Below are 18,435 nucleotides of genomic sequence, written 5' to 3' on the forward strand. Positions count from 1 at the left end.
AGCTTTATTATAGCACAAAGATGCGCTTAGTTCCTAAGAGTCTTATGAAATATCCGTTTTTGGTTTTATAAATAACTTTTTACTTGTCCGAATTTTGCAGCCATGCTTGCGTTGTTTCAGCAAATTTTTTGGCTGCAGGTGAAAGATGATAACGAGTAGCTAGACCAATTGAACGGTAGCTGTCCACTTGAAACGGAATCGCACGCAGCTCTTGCGGGATCGAATCCAAAAGCATTTCAGGTAAAATACTAATTCCTAAGTGATGCGTAACCATCGATAAAATAGCACTTTCATCCATTAATTCAAAGCGGATTTCAGGCTGAATGCCACGTTCTTCAAACAATTGCTTAATATCATGATAACCGCCGTATGTCGGCATAATAAAAGGTTCTTTCTCTAGATCTTCAAAAGAAACGGTTTGCTGATGATATAGAGCACTTTGATTCGATACGACGCACAGCAGTCGATCTTTTTTTAAAGAAATAATATGAAATTGACTTGAATGCGTAATGTTAATAAAGCCGCAGTCTATTTCTCCGCTCAGCAGCCACTGTTCAATTTCAAGGTAATCGCCTTCTTTGAGCTGAATTTGAATATCAGGGTAGTTTTTTTCCATCAGCTGAATAATTTCAGGAAGCCATTTGGTCGACACGCTTTTAAAAATGCCAATTTTAATCGTTCCTTTTGCAAGACCTAAGAGACTGGCTGCTTCTTGATGAACTTTTTCATTTTCTTGCAGCACTTTCCGAATGGCAAGAAGCATCGTTTCGCCTTCTGTTGTTAAGGTAATACCCGACCTGTTTCGATTTACAAGCGGAAATCCAAATTCCGATTCAAGATTTGTAATGGCATGACTGACCGCTGACTGCGTGAGCGCCATCGCATCTGCCGCTTTTGTAAAGCTTTGCAATTCCGCTACTTTGTTTAAAATTTCGTATTTTACTAAGCTCATTTTATCCCGCCTAAACATGAATTTAATTCACGTTTATCATTATAAAGATTCATTTTATTAATATCAAATTCCTTTGTATACTGTGGGTACATGATAAAAAATGGAGGGTTGAACGTGAGTTACCGCACACGAGCAAATGTGATGATGATTGGGGTAAACGTATTTTGGGGCATGTCGTACGTGTTTATGAAAATGGGGCTGAGTTCGCTCGGATCATTTACCATTATTGCGCTTAGATGTTTGATTGCTTTTTTCATTGCCGGGCTGTTTTTTCATAAGCCTTTACGACAAATCACGCGCAAAACGATTTTATCATCCGCTATTTTAGGCTTTTTACTGTTTTCCGTTTTTGCATTTGTCACGTTTGGCGTCAGCATGACGTCTGCTTCAAACGCCGGGTTTCTTGTCAGTTTAACGGTTATTTTTGTTCCGTTGCTCAACTGCTTGTTAGTGAAGAAGCTTCCTTCTTGGCCGATTGGGCTTGGCGTTATCACTACCCTAACCGGTATAGGTGTTTTAACTTTAAAGCACTCCTTTCATATGAATGCTGGTGATTTACTTTGCATTGGAACCGCACTATGTTATGCCATTCATATTACGTTAACTGGCACATTTACAAAAAATGAAAATCCAATTGCTCTCGGCATTTTACAGCTGGGTTTTGCTGGATTATTTGCACTGACTTGCAGCTTTTTATTTGAACACCCTAGCATCCCAACTACTTTATCATCATGGATTGCGATTTTAGGTCTTGGCGTTCTTTGCAGCGCGATTGGATTCATTTGTCAAGCTATTGCGCAGCGCTATACAACTCCTACTCACACAGGACTTATTTTTGCAACAGAGCCTATTTTTGCTGCGCTGTTTGCCGTTCTTTTTTTGCATGAGCTGTTTACGCTTAAAGAACTGATTGGTTCTGTTATTGTGGTCGCAGGGATTTTAATTGCTCAGTTAGACAATTTTCTACTTAAAAGAAGAGTTCATTATCAAGAGACATTGCCAAAGTAAAAGCCGCTAGATTTATGAATCTAGCGGCTTACTTTATACCTTATATGTATAAAACTTTTTATCTACGTTCATCACCGGGAAATTCTCAGGCAGCTTTTCTTTCTCTATATGTTGAAACCCATTTTTCTCATAAAATCGATGAGCAGCTCTATATTGTAATGTGGTTCCTAAATATATTCTTTCCACTTCTCTCTCTTTTGCCCAAGCGATAGCTGTATGCAATAACCGGTGAGCTGTTTTAAAGTTTGCTCCTCTATAAGACTTTGCTACAAACATTTTCCGCAGCGCTACTTGATGGCTGCCAATGTCTATTAAAGCTACGCTTCCTACTACTCTTTCGTTGCAAACAGCAACCCAGAAATTTCCATTCCCCTGTTGATAAAAGTTTTCGATTTCAAACAAATCAGGCTGATCTTTTTCCGTTATTGGAATTTGGTATTCTTGCTGCTGAATATGAAGAATTAAATCCACTACTTGCTGTTGATACTTGCTAGCATATGGCTGAATAATGATACTTTCACTCAAAACCTCCACCGCCTCCAATCAGTTTACTCCATCTTACTTTTGACTGTTTTTAATACTGCACTGCCTATGTTCATTATAAAACCAATCACAACACCTGCAAGAATCGATATCACACCTACAGCGATAAAATCGCCTTTAGTCGGCTGAAATAAATTCATGGAAAGCAAACCAAACATAAAAAGCATTGGAATAAGATAACTCAGCATCTTTTTCAACTTCGCACCTCATTTCCTTATCTCTTCTATAAACCCTTTATCCATTTTATCGTATATTAATTTCCTATTTATTACAATCATTATCTTATTTCATATTTTTATTGAAAAAATGAAATAAAGTGCCTGCCTCTCGTTCCTTACTAATTGAGAGACAGACACTTTTTTATAAAACATGACTCGTTGCTTGTAAAAAGAACTGAGATTGTTCATAGTTGTACGTCACTTTTGAAAAGTCAAACGGCTGGCCGTTCGCTAAGTGAAAGAGCGTTTCAATAAATAATTTAGGATCGCCTTCTTTTAATCCTAAGTATGTAGCTTCTTCTTCGTTCAGCTTACCAACGTGAAGATATAGATCAGAAAACCCGATTTTTAAGCCAAGGCCTTCTTTAATGTAATGAAAAATAGACTCTGACACAATTTCGTTATTTAAGTATGTAACGATGGATTTATTATAAAATGATTCTTCTAGACACAGCGTCTGGCCGTTAATATACCGTACTCTTTTGACATAATATGCGTCGCTATCTTCGGCTATGTTTAAATTTAACGCGGCTTCTTGCTTCGGCTTTCGTACATCTAGCTCAATCACTTCCGATGTTAAATGAAAATCCTCAAGTTCACTTGTAAATCCTTGGTTAGAAAGCAAACCGATATATCCTTTTCGTTTATGACGGCGGACAAAAATGCCGCTTCCTCTCACTTGAAAAACAACGCCTTTTTTCTCCAGCAGATCTAAGGCCTTTGTTACGGTACTTTTGCTCGCCTTAAACTGCGCCATCAGGGTTTCTAATACAGGCAGCTTTTCTCCTTGCTGAAGCTTATGTTCTTCAATATAGGTTTCAATTTCAATTGCAATTTGTTGGTATTTGATCATAGCTATACCTCTTTACTGAATTTGTCTCGAGAATAACACGATTATACCATAATCTAACTGCACACCCTAAACTTAAATTATTTATTGATTATTATTTTATTTGGGTATTGATAAATTGTATCGATACAATTATACTGAAAGCGTATACTCAACAAGGGGGTTAAACGTATGGGAGGTAAAATTAGAGATTATCACAAGCTTGCGGCAGACATTTTAGATGCGGTGGGCGGCGAAGAAAATATTGTAAGCGCTACACGCTGTGCCACGAGGCTGCGAATTGTGTTAAAACGCTCAAAGCCAGAAGCCAACCGCACGGTGTCTTCTATGCCAGGTGTCATTACGGTAGTTGAAAACAGCGGACAGTTCCAAGTTGTTATTGGGCAGCACGTGGGAGACGTTTATGAAGAGTTTGCTAGTTTAGTAAACTTGGATACCACAGAGGAGCAAACTGAAAACAAAGGGACAATCTTAAATCGCGTGATTGCTACGATGTCCGCTGTGTTTGCACCGTTTGTATACATCCTAGCAGCGGCAGGAATTTTGCAGGGCTCGTTAATCTTAATTAATTTGTTTTCGGATAGCTTTGCAAAAACGGGTACGTCTCAAGTATTAAGCTTCATTTCATGGGCACCGTTTGTTTTTTTACCTATATTTATCGCCATCACAGCATCCAAGCATTTTAAAACTAATACCTACATCGCAGTGGCTTGCTGTGCAGCATTAGTGAGTCCCACATGGGCAGAAATGGCGGCGAAAATTTCAGACGGAAGCAGCATTACGTTTTTAGGTCTTCCCTTATCCGAAACGGTCTATACTTCTTCTGTTTTACCGCCTTTATTTTTAGTATGGATTTTGTCTTATCTTGAAAGGTTCCTAAATAAGAGCATTCATGAAGTAGTTAGACCGCTGTTTGTTCCGTTTTTATGTATGGTAATTATGGTTCCAGTAACAATTTTGCTTATTGGTCCTGTTACTACGATGGGTGCCAACGGAATCGCTCATGGCTATAACTTTTTAGCTGAAAACGTACCTGCTTTGGCCGGAGCAATCATTGGCGGGTTCTGGCAAATTGTTGTTATCTTCGGAGTACACTGGGGAATTACGCCGATGGTACTTGCTAACTTTGACTTAAACGGCAGAGATTCGTTTCAAGCGTATCAAACAATTGCCGTGGTAGCTCAAGTTGGAGCGGTACTTGGGGTTATTTTAAAAGCAAAAAGCCAAGAAGCACGCAAAGTCAGCGTATCAGCCGGGATAACAGGATTATTTGGTATTACAGAACCAGCCATTTACGGCGTAAACTTACGTTTCAAAAAGCCGTTTATCTTTGGCTGCGTTTCTGGTGCTATTGGTGCTGTTGTAGCAAGCTTCTTTCACCCTTATTACTTTGCTTACGCAGGACTTCCCGGTCCTTTGACCATTGTAAACGGGATCAGTCAAGACTACCCGATGTCAATCTGGGGAATTTTAATTGGATGCGCCATTGCGATTATTCTTCCCGTTGTGCTTATTCAAGTGTTTGGTTACGGAGAAGATGCAGCAAAAGAAGCAGCTACTGCTTCTTTAAACGAAGTAGCTGTCAGCAACCCGAACGACAATGAAGAAACGATCAGCGCACCGTTTAGCGGAAAAGTCATCCCTCTTTCTAACGTACCGGACGAAGTATTCAGCTCAGGTGCGATGGGAGAAGGATTAGCGATTGATCCTTCAGATAATAAGCTTTATGCACCTTTTGACGGAACGGTTGTCATGGTAGCCCCAACAAAGCACGCCATCGGCCTTCGATCAGAATACGGCGTTGAATTACTTGTTCATATTGGATTAGATACCGTTACGTTAGACGGCAAGCCGTTTACGCTGCATGTAGAAGACGGTGTAAAGTTTAAAAAAGGCGATTTACTCATTGAATTTGATAAAGAATTTATTGAAACACAGGGATTACAAACGATTACGCCGGTTATTATCACCAATTCAAGCGCTTATCGAGAAGTGATTATTGAAGATATTGAAAATAGCGGGTTGAATCAAACATTATTTACCGTAGTGAAATAAGGAGGAACTAACAATGACAAAAATGCCAAAGAATTTCTTATGGGGCGGCGCATTAGCAGCTCATCAATTTGAAGGTGGATGGAACCAAGGCGGAAAAGGACCGAGCGTAGTAGACGTTATGACTGCAGGTGCGCACGGTATAGCGCGACAAATCACTGAAACAGTAGAAGATGATAAATTTTATCCGAATCACGAAGCAATTGATTTTTACCACCGCTACAAAGAAGATATCGCGCTGTTTGCAGAAATGGGCTTAAAATGTTTGCGAACATCTATTGGCTGGAGCCGTATTTTTCCTAAAGGCGATGAAGCTGAGCCAAACGAAGAAGGACTAAAATTCTACGACGATGTATTTGATGAACTGTTAAAGCATGGAATTGAACCGGTTATTACGCTGTCTCACTTTGAAATGCCCCTCCATTTAGCTCGAGAATACGGCGGATTTAGAAGCCGAAAAACGGTAGATTGCTTTGTGAAATTCGCTGAAGTTTGTTTCGACCGCTATAAAGATAAAGTCACGTACTGGATGACGTTCAATGAAATTAACAACAAAATGGACGTAAACAACCCTCTATTCTTATGGACGAACTCCGGCGTTTCTGTAAAGCCGGGTGAAAATGCAAAAGAAGTGATGTATCAAGCGGGACATCATGAACTGCTTGCAAGTGCTCTTGCCGTATCAAAAGGAAAAGAAATTAATCCGAATTTCCAAATCGGAGCGATGGTGTCACACGTGCCAATCTATCCGTATTCTTCAAATCCTGAAGATGTGATGTTAGCAGAAGAAACAATGAGACAGCGCTACTTCTTCCCTGACGTTCAAGTTCGCGGCTATTACCCAAGCTATGCGTTAAAAGAATTCGAACGAGAAGGCTATCATATTCCGTTTGAAGAAGGCGACGAAGAAATTTTACGAAACGGAAAAGTGGATTATTTAGGCTTCAGCTATTACATGTCCACAACGGTTAAAAGCGACGTTGAAGCTGACAACACGGGCGATATCGTAAACGGCGGATTGCCAAACGGCGTAGCAAATCCTTATATCAAATCAAGCGATTGGGGCTGGTCAATTGATCCAACGGGCTTGCGCTATACGTTAAACCGCTTCTACGACCGCTATCAGATTCCGCTGTTCATCGTAGAAAACGGATTTGGCGCCATTGATACGGTTGAAGAAGACGGATCCATTCATGACGCATCACGAATTGAATATTTAAAATCTCACATCGAAGCGTTAGAAAAAGCTGTGACGTACGATGGTGTTGACTTAATGGGCTATACGCCGTGGGGAATTATTGATATTGTTTCCTTTACAACAGGCGAAATGAAAAAGCGATACGGCATGATTTATGTCGACCGTGACAACGAAGGAAACGGATCAATGAAGCGCTACAAAAAAGATTCCTTTAACTGGTACAAACATGTAATTGAAACAAACGGTGAAGAACTATAAGAAATTAGAAAAGATGGGCTCCTGCGTAAAGACACAGGAACCCATCTTTTTTAAGTGTAAGAATAAATGCAAATTTCTTATCTCGGTTTATCTACTAGCTGTGTTTGCGCAATTTCTGTTTGTTTAATTCCCGCTCGTTGAATTTCATCAGCAAACGATTCATGTTTCAGCGTTTTGATTACCTTTTCGCTTCCATCTCGAAGAGTATACACTCTAAATTCATACATACTCTGCCCTCTCCTTTAAGCTATGATTGATGCGATACATTAGATGCGCTCCTGTTAAAAGCAACTCATAATAGAAGTAACTTTTTACTCTTCTTTACTTTACCCACTTCTTTTGGGAACTAGACAAAGAGTTTTAATCTGACGCGATAGAAAACAAACAAAAAGCCTTTGCGGCAAGCAAAGGCTTTTATAGATGGAATGTTATTGTTCAAAGATGGTTCCTTTTTTAAATTTTGAATGTTTAAAAGTAAATTTCGTCAAAAGAATATATGCGCTTCCTGCGACTACAACTCCTATAATCCAACCTAAATCAACTTCGATAAACGCAGCACCTGCACCGATGAGCATCGCAAGCATGGCGCACGGATTGTAGCCGGAAAACGGTCCTTTTTCTTGATACAATTCTTCTACGTTTACTCTTTGTTTCCGTAAAATATAGTAATCGACTAGTAAAATAGAAACAATCGGCCCTAAAAAAGCAGAGTAAATTAAAATGAACAGCCCAAGTCCTGCAGCTGACGAATCTTGAACAAGCACCCAAGGGAATGAACAAAAAGCAAGCAGTCCGGTAATGGTAACCGCCACTTTATAGTTTGCTTTTGTCAGCAGCGTAATCACATACGTAGGCGGAATAATATTTGCCACCATGTTTACGGCAATTACGCCAATCACAATAAAAGCTGATACAGCGACGGTAATATATGAATTATCCACTACAACCGCAAACGCTTTGACAGGGTTAGATATACCCGTAGCAGAAGCAAGCATTGCCCCGATTGTAAGAACGAAGCCGTAGGCTACTAGAATTGGTGTAAAGTATAAGAACCCACGCTTTGTGTCGCTAATTCCTGGCTTCAGTTCTCTAGAGTAATCGGCTGCGCTTAGAAAAATCGCCGCATAATTTCCCATAAACATCATAATGAAAGAAAAGAACGGAAGTCCCCATGAACCTTTTGTATGTACCCACTTCTCCTCTACTACCTCACTATGAGAAGTTAAAAGAACACCAAATACGTAAACAAGGCCAAGCAATATGATGATTGAAGCAAGCATCTCTACCCATTTAACCGCGTGGAAGCTGTATAGGGAAAGCACAATTTGCAGCAGCTGAATGATAATAAAACAAAGAACAAGATTATCAAAAGACCCTTTGCTCACAATTTTCCCGATTTCGTTTAAAGCTGTACCGCCTGTCCAGCTTTGGAAACCATACCAAATGATAGCTGGAATACCTCGTAAAAGAGACGATATGACGGAACCTTTTATTCCAAAAGACATTCGAAGCTGCATCACATACGGTATGCCCGTCTTATAGCCAATTCGATCATTTAACACAAAAAAAGTAGAAATAATACCAATGGCAATAATCGCTGCCACAAACGTTTGCAAAAGATTTAATACCGCAGTACCTGCGATTACCAAGCTAGCCCCAAGCGTCATATTTCCTAAATTAACGCCGTCTCCAATCCACATAAACATATAGGACATCGGAGTTAGCTTTCGATCACTTTCCGCTTTTGGCTTCAGTGACGGATCAAGACCTGTATCTTGATGAGAATGCATCTCTTCTATAACGGAACTTGTTGCATTTGTAGACACTATACACTCAACTCCTTTTTTATACTATTTCCACTCTCATTTCTAACATTAGATGTAAGTTAACTTAACATGTACATAGTGTATACGAATTTCAACGCAAGTTCATTATTATTTATGTGAATTTTCTGATATTTTTTTGTGCGATTTGACTAATTTTTGACCTCGGCTCGCAACATACAGGAGTTGATGATAATAAAAAATCCAAGCGCTTACAATAAGCGCTTGGATGAGTCAGCTAGTATTTATTTTTCACAGGCGATGTAGTCTTTATCTCGATCTAGCTTTGTATTAGCATCATACAGTGATTTTGACACATACGGTTTGTACTTTGTTTTGCCGCCTTTATTTGTTACATTAGCCGCACGAGCTACGCCGCCTTTATAGTCTTTGTTTAATTCCGTGCAGTTTTTATAAGATTTAGCTCCCGCATCTACGTTTGAAACTGTGCTAAAAGATACACTCGTTAATAAACCGAAAGATAGAACAATTGGAAAAATCTTTTTCATAAGAGATACTTCCTTCCTATATTTTTTCTAATTAATAATAGAATGTTCTATCAATCTTTTTTTCACATTTAAACTACTATTATCCAACTTTATTTGCGAGTAACTTTAAGATTCTTCACCGTTTGTTTAGCCGCTTCTGCAATCAGTTTATCATTATACTCCGCATCTTTTTCCGTACGATTAGAAAGGATCGCAAGAACAATTGGATCTCCTTTTGGCGGCCAAAGGATGGCAATATCATTTCGCGTCGCGTATGAGCCTGCGCCTGTCTTATCGGCTACTTCCCAGCTTTTCGGCACGCCCGCTCGTATTAACGCATCCCCTGTTGTATTTCGTTTCATCCAATCCGTTAGAAGTGCACGTTTGTCTTCAGGAAGTGCCTGTCCAAGTACATACGTTTGAAGACTTGCAGCAAGTGCTCTTGGTGTACTTGTATCGTGGGTTTCTCCTGGATTCACTTCATTTAAATCCGGTTCAAAGCGCTCAGGCAGCGTCACATCGTCTCCTATGTTTTCTAAAACTTCTTTAAATCCATCCGGTCCGCCCAGCTGCTGCAGAATTAAGTTCCCTGCCGTATTGTCGCTGTAGCGAAGCGATGCATCCGCGAGTTCTCGAAGAGTCATGCCTGTATCAACATGTTTTTCTGTAATTGGGTTATAGTTCACAAGGTCATCGCGCGTATAAAAGATTCGCTCGTTGAGATCTTCGATTGACTTCTGCTGTAAAAGTGCACCGACAGCAAGAGCTTTATGAGTAGACGCATAAGCAAAGCGCTCATCCGGATGATACGTTACCGTTTTATTGGTACCCGTATCTAATGCAAAAACGCCAAGATTCGCATCATATTTTTCTTCAAGCTTAGCAAACTCTCGATCACTCTTAGTTTCTTGTCTTTGACATTTTACCGTTTCAGCATGTACCTCGCTGCTTGAAAAGCTTACAGCCGCCGCGCACGACAGAGCGAGTACAGGCATCATTTTTTTAAGCTTTGAAGTACGAAACATCTCTTTCCATTTCTTCATTACCCTTCAACACCTTTCAAAAAAGTATTTAGTATGTATTCTCTTAGGTAGAGATTACCAACAATGCTATTTTATCAATTGTTTATCCCCACGAACATGATAGCTTTATCACATTTATATAATAAAAATGTCTAACACTGAAGATGAGCAGTATGAAAACCGTAAGTATTTTAAAAAACAGGCGGTGTAACTGAGAATAAAATCACCGCTTTCTCCTCAAACGGATTGTCCCATTTGTGCTTCAGATGCGAAGGGATTTTGACGCTGTCTCCTTTTTCTAGCACGTATACTTCCTCTTCCAAATACACCTTAATTTTTCCTTCTAAGACATATGCCACTTCCTCCCCTTTATGCGCTAAAGGAGATTCTGATGAAGACTTCATCGGCGGTACTTCCATAATCGCCGTAGCTAGATTTCCCGTAAAGTCTGGTGATACTAGCGAATACGTTAACTCTTTTACTTTCATCGTTTTACGCTCGTTCGACCGTACGACTAAATGAGAGGTGTTTATTTCTTCAAGTAAAAAGCTGAAAGTGGGAACATCGAGGCATTTAGCTAAAATTTTAAGCGTTGAAATGGACGGATTAGCTAATCCCCGTTCAATTTGACTTAACATAGACGGTGTAATCTCCGCTAATTTGGCTAATTCTCGACTGCTTAGTCCCTTTGCTTTTCGAAACTTCTCTACTTTTTTTCCAATATCTATGTTTTCCATGATGATTCCTCCGTAAAAGGTGTTTAATTACATTTAATTTTATTAAATTAAACTTAATAAATGGCGCTACTTATGTTAAATTATATTTAATAAATAAAAGACAGTTTAATACTATCACAGTAAGGAGGAAGAAAAAAATGAATGACATCTTGACCTTTTTGGTTCTCACATTGTTTGTTATTATGAGCCCTGGTATCGATACTGCTCTTATTACCAAACGAACGATGGCAGATGGACAAACGGGCGGCTATAAAATGGCATTAGGCTTAGCGAGCGGCTCTTTAGTTCATACACTCGCCGCCGCGTTTGGTTTATCTGCTCTTCTCCTTCAGTCAGCTCTGGCATTTGAAATCGTAAAATATGCAGGAGCCCTGTACTTAATGTACTTAGGAATCTCTGCTTTTCTTTCTAAAAAAATCGATACAGTTTCTCCTATAAAAGAGGAGAAGTCAAAAGAAACATCCGCTTTTCGTCAAGGTCTTGTCTCAAACGTCCTTAATCCAAAAGTGGCGGTGTTTTTCTTAACTTTTTTACCTCAATTTGTTCAAAGTGATCAAAACGTAACGCTTCAATTACTTCTTATGGGAATAACGTATACGATCCTTGCTATCACGTGGTTTTTCGTATTCGTCTTTTTTATTAACTATTTACGAAAATGGCTCACAGCACCTAGCGTTCAGCGCTTTATGGATAAAGCAACAGGAGTCGTTTTAATCGGGTTTGGATTAAAGCTGGCTTTTGAAAAACATAAATAAGAAAATATGTTAGTTGAAGGAAGTTCCGAACGAGTTTGATTTTTGATGGAGAATCAAACTCGTTCGGATTTTTCATTGGCAAGGTAAATGTAAGTGCTTCTAGCTATTTATTGGAGGGCAAGACGAAGTCTCCTGCGGGAAAAGCGGAAATGGTGAGACCCCGCAGGAGCGCAAGCGACGAGGAGGCTCACCGGCCGCCAGCAGAAAGCGAAGTCTTGCACGGAATTTAATAACGGTGTCACAAGCGGTTCAGCTCCTTTATCTCATTTGTTAGCCTTTAGATGGAATTGGTTTCGTTCTGTCTCAATCTGTTTCGTCATTTATACACGTCAGGTTCATAGAGATAGACTTTAAGATCAAGCTTTCCATCCGAAGAAACGAGTATTCCTTCCGCTTCGAGTGAAAGTTTTTGAACAACGTACATTTCTTCGTCTTTAAACCCAATTTCCCCTTTAGAATTAATGACTCTGTGCCAGGGGAGATTATGTTTCTTACTCATCGAATGCAGTACTCGTACAACTTGCCTTGCACCTCGCGGACTACCAGCCAGGCCGGCAATTTGTCCGTATGTCATTACTTTCCCGGATGGTATTTGTTTAATAAGTGCTACTGCTCGTTCTGTAAAACTCATGCTGCTCCTCCTTTTATTCTTTAGTACAACATTACCATAATCATTAAACGTGAAGTAATCACTCGATTTTTCTTCAGCACCATTATAAGATAATAATAAGAAGTACGCTCATCATTGTTCAACATACTCCAAACAAATGCTTATATTTCCTATTCTTCAACTAACAAATCTTTGTGCGAGTGGCAGCTTATACCTCATTTATGACACTGTGATTATAAAAACGTTACAGAAACCAACACAGCAAGGTACGTAGAAGCGTTACATGATAAGATAAACAGTAGATACTAGTACAATTTCAAATTGATGCTGACGAATAAGTAATCATTTAAAAAGTGGTGAGAAAATGACAAAATGGCTTAGTGTAAAAGAGTTATCTGAAGAAACGAGTATTCCTACTTCAACGATTAGAAGATATATAGATAAATTCCAATATTTCTTTATACAAAAAGAAGATCATCGACCAAAACAATACGAAGCTGCGGCTGCGACCATTTTAATGAAAATCAAGCAGCTTTACGATGAGGGCTATCAAGCAGAAGAAATCAATGAAGCGCTGCAAAAAGAATTCTCTTTAACTACAAGCGAGGATCAAGCTGCCGTGTCTATAGAAGAAGACAAAGAGGACACAGAGAACACAGCAGAAGCAGCTGACCAGCCCGAGGCCGACGACCAGCAGCCGACATCTCCCGAACAGCCGGTACAGCCTTCACCCCAACAAGAGCCTGATACAAAACAAATTCTTCAGGAAAAAGATAAGCAGCTTATTCAATCTTTGCGTAAAAGCCTGCGTGAACAGCAGGCCATTTCAGAATTAGTAGAAGCTTCAAAAGAAAGCAGCGTAGTAGGTAAAAAGAGATCGATTTTAAAAAGGTTATTTAAAAGAAAAAAGGACTGAGTTTGTAAACAAGTCTAGGCTACGAAACACCTTTATTTCTGCTCATGGAATTTATGTAAAACAAAGTTTCTAAACTGTTTAACAGCCGGTGATAGATATCTTCCTTCAATCCATGCTAGTCCAATTACTCGGTGGCAGTTGGCTTTAGCTAATGGGATTTTCACTATTTTACTTTGATCGATTCCGTGTAAATCTGGAAGGATAGAAATTCCTAAGCCGGCTCCTACAAGTCCCGCTACGGTATCAGCTTCTTCTCCTTCAAACATGATGTGAGGCTTTACCCCTGTCTCTTCAAATAACTGCTCAAACGTAAGACGAAGAGAAAAACCTTCTTTTAAGTGAATAAATGATTCTTCAGCAATTTCTTCTAGTGGGATACTCTCACGGCGAGCATACTGATGATTTTTCGGTACGATCACAAACAGCTCTTCACTCCAAAGATGCTGCCACTTGATGACCGATTTCTCTTCCATAGGCGCAATCAAACAAAGATCTAATTCGCCCAGCTGCAGCTGCTCAAGAAGAACGTGAGAAGGGCTTTGCCTCAGTTGAAAATTAACCTTAGGATATAAGCTGCGAAATGACGCGATTAAATCTGGAATCAAATCTGTGCTGAGCGTATGTAAAAATCCAAGTGACACCTGCCCTTTTTCAGGATCTAGCAGCGCTTGAATTTCCTCTTGTCCTTTATCAAATTCTTTCATTATGTTATCTGCACGCTTCAAAAAGACTTTACCGTATTGATTCAATCGAATGGAACGTCCTTGCCGGTCAAATAGCGGCGCTCCCACTTCCTCTTCAAAACGAGCGATTGAACGACTGAGCGCAGGCTGCGTAATTAACAGCTCTTCTGCTGCCCGCGTCATATGCTGCGTACGTGCGAGCGTTTGAAAATATTTAAACTGCTGCCATTCCACTTCGTACCATCTCCTTATCAAACCGTTCTATTCATTACATAGATGTATGAAAAATATGATTATAATGAATTATACATTATAGATAGCGGGTGTTACGATAAAAAATGGAAACATACTCGAGGAAGTTTTTAATTCATCTTGATGATTGCTGTATACGGCCTTTATAAAATTTTATACTCATCATTTTTTAGCAGAAAGAAGAATTTGTCATGAAACGTAAGGAAAGTTATTAAAAAGCTAACTAAGATATCATAGTAAATTCACCTCAAAAAGACCTTTCTATCGCAATCAAAGAAAGGTCTTTTTTGAGAATGTAAAACGCATTTTTTCTTGTATGTACCTCTTAAAGTAAACTTTTTAAAGTTTAACCCGTTCTACTAACTGCAGCAGTTCATCATTAGGTCCGTGAAATAAAATCATACGGCCGCCTTCAAGTGTTGGCTGAGGCTCAGATGATAAAAATTCAATTCCTTTGTTCTTATAATGTTTAATAGCCTTATTTATATCCTCTACCGTAAACGCAAGGTGGTTCACAATCCCGCTTTTGTTATACTCGCCAATAGGATCAATATCTCGAATAAGCTCAATTTCGATACTTGGCTGTTCTTCAAGATACAAAAAAGCCATCTCTCTTTTTTCGGTAGAGCCTTGAAGGCGAACTTTAAAGCCAAACATATCCCCGTAGTAGTGAATCGTTTCATCCATATCTCCAACAATAATTGCTGTATGTTCCATTTTCTTAATCATGAATATTCTCCCTTTCCCCATGTTTAGTAAGTACAAGTAAACTATACAGCAATTTAGTTAATATGTATTTACATATACCCTTTTCCTCTATGTAAAGAAAAAGCGAATCTCAGTTAAACTTAAACCCTTCTAGTAAAAAAGAATAGCAAGTCCTCATACTACAATAAGGAAAATTCAAGCACTCTATCAATGAGTCTGCGCTATGATTTGAAAAAATAACAAACAAAAAAACAAACCTCATTGGTTTGTTTTGAGTACATATTGTAAAGTCAGTCTCTGTTTCAACAACGTTCGATAAGCCATGTTTTGTACCTTTGTACTGCAAACGATTTTACTCTCGTACTCAGGCGGTAATCATCTATCTACGATTACACATGTAACCGTCCGTCTCTCCGTTTGATTCCTTAGAGACAGTTCCCCTACCATTGTTTGGGTTTCTCGCTCGTGGGGTTTACCGCGTTCCACCTTTGCTGTTTCCAGCAAAGCTTCGTCACTGTGGCACTTTCAGGGATACTCGACCATATCCGAGGACTTAGGTGGTTTTTCCCGCCGTCAGCTAAGCTATAAGCCAAGCTGCCCTAGCTTATTTTTTCACTAGGCACGAACACTACGGGCATCTCAGCACCGTGCGAGCATGGACTTTCCTCTACATCAAATGATGCAGCGATTACCTGAACGTTGTTTCAGATCGTGTATGAGTAGTATATGCGTTTTAGCTTGCCGAATCAAATGTAATTTTTGGTATGGATTCCATTTCAATTTTTGCGGCAAATTAAATAAAATAACTTGTTTCTGTACAATCTTTTTAGTAGATGAATCACCAGCAAGCCAAGAAATATCCTCTTCATCCATTTCTAAGGGGGATACTTTGTTTCTTTGTAGAATATTTTATACACCACATAAAAAGATGACAGAGGTGATGAAAAATGAACGCTGATTTAAAATTTGATTTTCATACCCATCACGACCGATGCGGACATGCTCGGGGAACGATTCGAGATTATATAGAGGCATCCATTGATAAAGGGCTTGATATCATTGGAATTTCGGATCATTCTCCTTATTTTGCGAGCGAAGAAGATCAGCCGTACCCTCATATTGCGATGGGAAAAAGCGCATTTTCGGGATACGTAGCTGAGATTTTAAAACTAAAAGAAGAATATAAAGAAAAAATCGAAGTGCTGTTAGGGGTGGAGTCTGATTTCTTTCCAGAGCATGCGGCGATATATCGTAGCCATTATGAAAAATATCCGTTTGACTACATAATCGGCTCTGTCCACCAAGTTGATGAAATCAGCATCTTTCATAAAACGCGATGGGAAGGACTTTCTCAGCAAGAAAAGCAGCGCACGAAAGAAACGTATTATCAGCTGATCGAAGAGTCCGCCCGAAGCAAAATGTTTCAAATTCTTGGCCATATTGATGCCATGAAAGGATTCTATCCCTCTTTTTCTTCTATCGAGACAGCTGTAATTGATCAGACGCTAAAAGTGATTTCAGCACATGACATTGCCATAGAAGTGAATACATCAGGTAAAACCAAAGACTGCGGAGGCTGGTATCCTGCAGATGATATTTTAGAAAGAGCTCTGTACTACGGGGTACATATTACATTCGGTTCTGATGCTCATGACCCGGAGCGCATTGGAGACGACTTTGAACTAGTAAAAAAACGTCTTAAAGAAATCGGCTTTACCGATTGGGTTTTTTTTAGACAAAAAAAAATGCAGGTGACACCTTTGTAAAACGGTGAACTTAAATAGACTGTAAATACAAATATGCCTGAAGACACGCAGATGAAGGAACATCGCGTGTTTTCAGGCATATGTTTTTTACTGAGAAACTTTGACTTTTGTGGAGGAAGATAAATCTTCTCCATTTGTCTGAATCACTTGTTTATACCAGTAAAAGGAATCTTTTTTAGATCGTGCAAGCGTACCATTTCCTTCATCGTCTTGATCTACGTAAATAAAGCCGTATCGTTTTGACATTTCGTTTGTTGATACACTGATTAAATCAATAGGTCCCCACGCGGTATAGCCCATTAAGTCTACACCATCTTTGACCGCTTCTTTCATCTGTTCAATATGCTGTCTTAAATAATCTACGCGGTACGGATCATGAATAGAGCCGTCTTCTTCTACTTTGTCATAAGCTCCTAAACCATTTTCAACGATAAACAGCGGTTTGCCGTAACGGTTATGAAAATCTTGTAGCGTATAGCGAAGTCCTTTCGGATCGATTTGCCATCCCCAATCGGACGTTTGAAGATGAGGATTTTTTACACTGCCTGCAATCATATTTCCTAGAACATTGTCTTCTTCACTTTGAGTTGTGACAGAAAGAGACATATAGTAGCTAAATGAAATAAAGTCAACGGGATATTGTTTGATAATTTCATCATCCCCTACTTCTTTTACGATTTGAATGTTGTTCTCTTTAAAGTAACGTTCCATTACCTTTGGATATTCTCCGCGCACTTGAACATCTGTAAAAAATAAGTTCAAGTCATTCTTATGCTGTGCTAGTAAAATATCATCCGGATGATTCGTAACAGGATACGTTGTCATACGTGCAAGCATACACCCTACTTTTACATCTGGAATAATTTCATGAGCTAACTTAGTGGCAAGTGCACTCGCCACAAATTGATGGTGAGCCCCTTGATACGCAATTTGTTCCGCTGACTGATTCGGAACGTTTTCAACTAAAATACCGCCGCCTGTATAAGGGCTATGGGTAATCACATTAATTTCATTAAACGTCAGCCAGTATTTTACTTTGTTTTTATAGCGTGTAAATACCGTTTCCGCGTAGCGTGTATAAAAGCCAATTAGCTTGCGGCTGTACCAGCCGTTGTATTTACGGGTAAGCTCAAGCGGCATTTCATAATGCGAAAGGGTCACTAATGGTTCAATGCCGTACTTTAACATTTCATCAAATAGGTTATCGTAAAATTGTAAACCTGCTTCGTTCGGATTCACATCATCTCCATTTGGGAAAATTCTCGCCCAGTTGATTGATATGCGAAGCGTTTTAAACCCCATTTCTGCGAACAGTGCGATATCTTCTTTATAGCGATGATAAAAGTCAATAGCCGTACGTTTTGGAAAACGATCATTGACTTTGTAGTTAAGCACATCTTCAATATAATCTGCTTTTACATCCATTGAGTAACCAGTTCGTTCATCTTTCGGTACAAACCGGATCATGTCTGCAGTAGACAGCCCTTTTCCATCAACGTCGTAAGCTCCTTCAATTTGGTTAGCAGCTGTTGCGCCTCCCCATAAAAATCCTTTTTTAAATACAGTATCATTTGTTAACATAATCCCCACGTCCTT

The 18,435-nt window shown here is 39.3% G+C and carries 19 protein-coding genes and 1 other RNA gene; 6 read left to right on the forward strand and 14 right to left on the reverse strand.

From position 1 onward, the window contains the following. Nucleotides 1–79: 79 nt before the first annotated feature. Nucleotides 80–952: a LysR family transcriptional regulator gene (locus tag ACN6NE_RS00930; RefSeq protein ID WP_129710633.1), complete on the reverse strand. Its 873-nt coding sequence runs from the start codon at nucleotides 950–952 to the stop codon at nucleotides 80–82. A gap of 114 nt (nucleotides 953–1,066) precedes the next feature. On the opposite strand from ACN6NE_RS00930, the gene ACN6NE_RS00935 reads away from it, so the two are divergent. Then, entirely contained in the window at nucleotides 1,067–1,960 is an 894-nt protein-coding gene (locus tag ACN6NE_RS00935; RefSeq protein ID WP_129710634.1) for a DMT family transporter, read from the forward strand. Between the two features lie 33 nt (nucleotides 1,961–1,993). Here ACN6NE_RS00935 and ACN6NE_RS00940 read toward each other — a convergent pair whose 3' ends face one another. From ACN6NE_RS00940 to ACN6NE_RS00950, 3 genes are all read right to left on the reverse strand, one after another. Then, nucleotides 1,994–2,485 carry a GNAT family N-acetyltransferase gene (locus tag ACN6NE_RS00940; RefSeq protein ID WP_474324119.1) on the reverse strand — a complete coding sequence of 164 codons (492 nt, stop codon included), beginning with the start codon at nucleotides 2,483–2,485 and terminating at the stop codon, nucleotides 1,994–1,996. A gap of 23 nt (nucleotides 2,486–2,508) precedes the next feature. After that, complete coding sequence (locus ACN6NE_RS00945; RefSeq protein ID WP_240702749.1) at nucleotides 2,509–2,691, reverse strand: hypothetical protein; 183 nt, start codon at nucleotides 2,689–2,691, stop codon at nucleotides 2,509–2,511. A 172-nt stretch (nucleotides 2,692–2,863) separates the two neighbouring features. Beyond that, the gene (locus tag ACN6NE_RS00950) at nucleotides 2,864–3,574 is read right to left on the reverse strand and encodes a GntR family transcriptional regulator (RefSeq protein WP_474324120.1); all 711 of its coding nucleotides are present in this window, start codon (nucleotides 3,572–3,574) and stop codon (nucleotides 2,864–2,866) included. 168 nt (nucleotides 3,575–3,742) lie between these two features. Here ACN6NE_RS00950 and ACN6NE_RS00955 point away from each other — a divergent pair, with 168 nt between their 5' ends. Then, nucleotides 3,743–5,626, forward strand: a complete 1,884-nt coding sequence (locus tag ACN6NE_RS00955) for a beta-glucoside-specific PTS transporter subunit IIABC (RefSeq protein ID WP_474324122.1) — start codon at nucleotides 3,743–3,745, stop codon at nucleotides 5,624–5,626. Nucleotides 5,627–5,639: 13 nt separating this feature from the next. Further along, nucleotides 5,640–7,079 carry a 6-phospho-beta-glucosidase BglA gene (gene bglA, locus ACN6NE_RS00960; protein ID WP_129703039.1) on the forward strand — a complete coding sequence of 480 codons (1,440 nt, stop codon included), beginning with the start codon at nucleotides 5,640–5,642 and terminating at the stop codon, nucleotides 7,077–7,079. Nucleotides 7,080–7,156: 77 nt separating this feature from the next. Here bglA and ACN6NE_RS00965 read toward each other — a convergent pair whose 3' ends face one another. From ACN6NE_RS00965 to ACN6NE_RS00985, 5 genes are all read right to left on the reverse strand, one after another. Continuing rightward, nucleotides 7,157–7,306, reverse strand: a complete 150-nt coding sequence (locus tag ACN6NE_RS00965; RefSeq protein WP_013058052.1) for a hypothetical protein — start codon at nucleotides 7,304–7,306, stop codon at nucleotides 7,157–7,159. Nucleotides 7,307–7,507: 201 nt separating this feature from the next. After that, nucleotides 7,508–8,905, reverse strand: coding sequence for an NCS1 family transporter (locus tag ACN6NE_RS00970; protein WP_474324124.1), 1,398 nt, complete (start codon nucleotides 8,903–8,905; stop codon nucleotides 7,508–7,510). Between the two features lie 242 nt (nucleotides 8,906–9,147). After that, a complete protein-coding gene (locus ACN6NE_RS00975; protein WP_129703043.1) occupies nucleotides 9,148–9,411 on the reverse strand; it encodes an excalibur calcium-binding domain-containing protein in 264 nt (87 codons plus the stop codon). Nucleotides 9,412–9,500: 89 nt separating this feature from the next. Further along, nucleotides 9,501–10,433 carry a class A beta-lactamase gene (bla, locus tag ACN6NE_RS00980; RefSeq protein ID WP_474324125.1) on the reverse strand — a complete coding sequence of 311 codons (933 nt, stop codon included), beginning with the start codon at nucleotides 10,431–10,433 and terminating at the stop codon, nucleotides 9,501–9,503. Between the two features lie 170 nt (nucleotides 10,434–10,603). Beyond that, on the reverse strand, nucleotides 10,604–11,149 hold the full coding sequence (locus ACN6NE_RS00985; protein ID WP_029323096.1) for a cupin domain-containing protein: 546 nt from the start codon (nucleotides 11,147–11,149) through the stop codon (nucleotides 10,604–10,606). Nucleotides 11,150–11,286: 137 nt separating this feature from the next. Between ACN6NE_RS00985 and ACN6NE_RS00990 the strand changes: the two genes are divergently transcribed. Then, nucleotides 11,287–11,904: a LysE family translocator gene (locus ACN6NE_RS00990; protein ID WP_129703047.1), complete on the forward strand. Its 618-nt coding sequence runs from the start codon at nucleotides 11,287–11,289 to the stop codon at nucleotides 11,902–11,904. 316 nt (nucleotides 11,905–12,220) lie between these two features. On the opposite strand, the gene ACN6NE_RS00995 is transcribed toward ACN6NE_RS00990, so the two are convergent. Further along, on the reverse strand, nucleotides 12,221–12,535 hold the full coding sequence (locus ACN6NE_RS00995; protein ID WP_013058058.1) for an MGMT family protein: 315 nt from the start codon (nucleotides 12,533–12,535) through the stop codon (nucleotides 12,221–12,223). A gap of 343 nt (nucleotides 12,536–12,878) precedes the next feature. Here ACN6NE_RS00995 and ACN6NE_RS01000 point away from each other — a divergent pair, with 343 nt between their 5' ends. Then, on the forward strand, nucleotides 12,879–13,430 hold the full coding sequence (locus ACN6NE_RS01000) for a MerR family transcriptional regulator (protein WP_474324128.1): 552 nt from the start codon (nucleotides 12,879–12,881) through the stop codon (nucleotides 13,428–13,430). A 32-nt stretch (nucleotides 13,431–13,462) separates the two neighbouring features. On the opposite strand, the gene ACN6NE_RS01005 is transcribed toward ACN6NE_RS01000, so the two are convergent. From ACN6NE_RS01005 to rnpB, 3 genes are all read right to left on the reverse strand, one after another. After that, the gene (locus ACN6NE_RS01005) at nucleotides 13,463–14,347 is read right to left on the reverse strand and encodes a LysR family transcriptional regulator (protein ID WP_129703051.1); all 885 of its coding nucleotides are present in this window, start codon (nucleotides 14,345–14,347) and stop codon (nucleotides 13,463–13,465) included. A 357-nt stretch (nucleotides 14,348–14,704) separates the two neighbouring features. Continuing rightward, on the reverse strand, nucleotides 14,705–15,094 hold the full coding sequence (locus ACN6NE_RS01010; protein WP_129703052.1) for a VOC family protein: 390 nt from the start codon (nucleotides 15,092–15,094) through the stop codon (nucleotides 14,705–14,707). Nucleotides 15,095–15,384: 290 nt separating this feature from the next. Further along, nucleotides 15,385–15,773, reverse strand: an RNA gene (gene rnpB / locus ACN6NE_RS01015) — RNase P RNA component class B. A gap of 247 nt (nucleotides 15,774–16,020) precedes the next feature. On the opposite strand from rnpB, the gene ACN6NE_RS01020 reads away from it, so the two are divergent. Beyond that, nucleotides 16,021–16,839 carry a histidinol-phosphatase gene (locus ACN6NE_RS01020; RefSeq protein ID WP_474324129.1) on the forward strand — a complete coding sequence of 273 codons (819 nt, stop codon included), beginning with the start codon at nucleotides 16,021–16,023 and terminating at the stop codon, nucleotides 16,837–16,839. Between the two features lie 87 nt (nucleotides 16,840–16,926). Here ACN6NE_RS01020 and ACN6NE_RS01025 read toward each other — a convergent pair whose 3' ends face one another. Further along, complete coding sequence (locus ACN6NE_RS01025) at nucleotides 16,927–18,420, reverse strand: glycoside hydrolase family 1 protein (protein ID WP_474324130.1); 1,494 nt, start codon at nucleotides 18,418–18,420, stop codon at nucleotides 16,927–16,929. Nucleotides 18,421–18,435: the final 15 nt, after the last annotated feature.

Source organism: Priestia sp. 53B2, assembly GCF_056099005.1.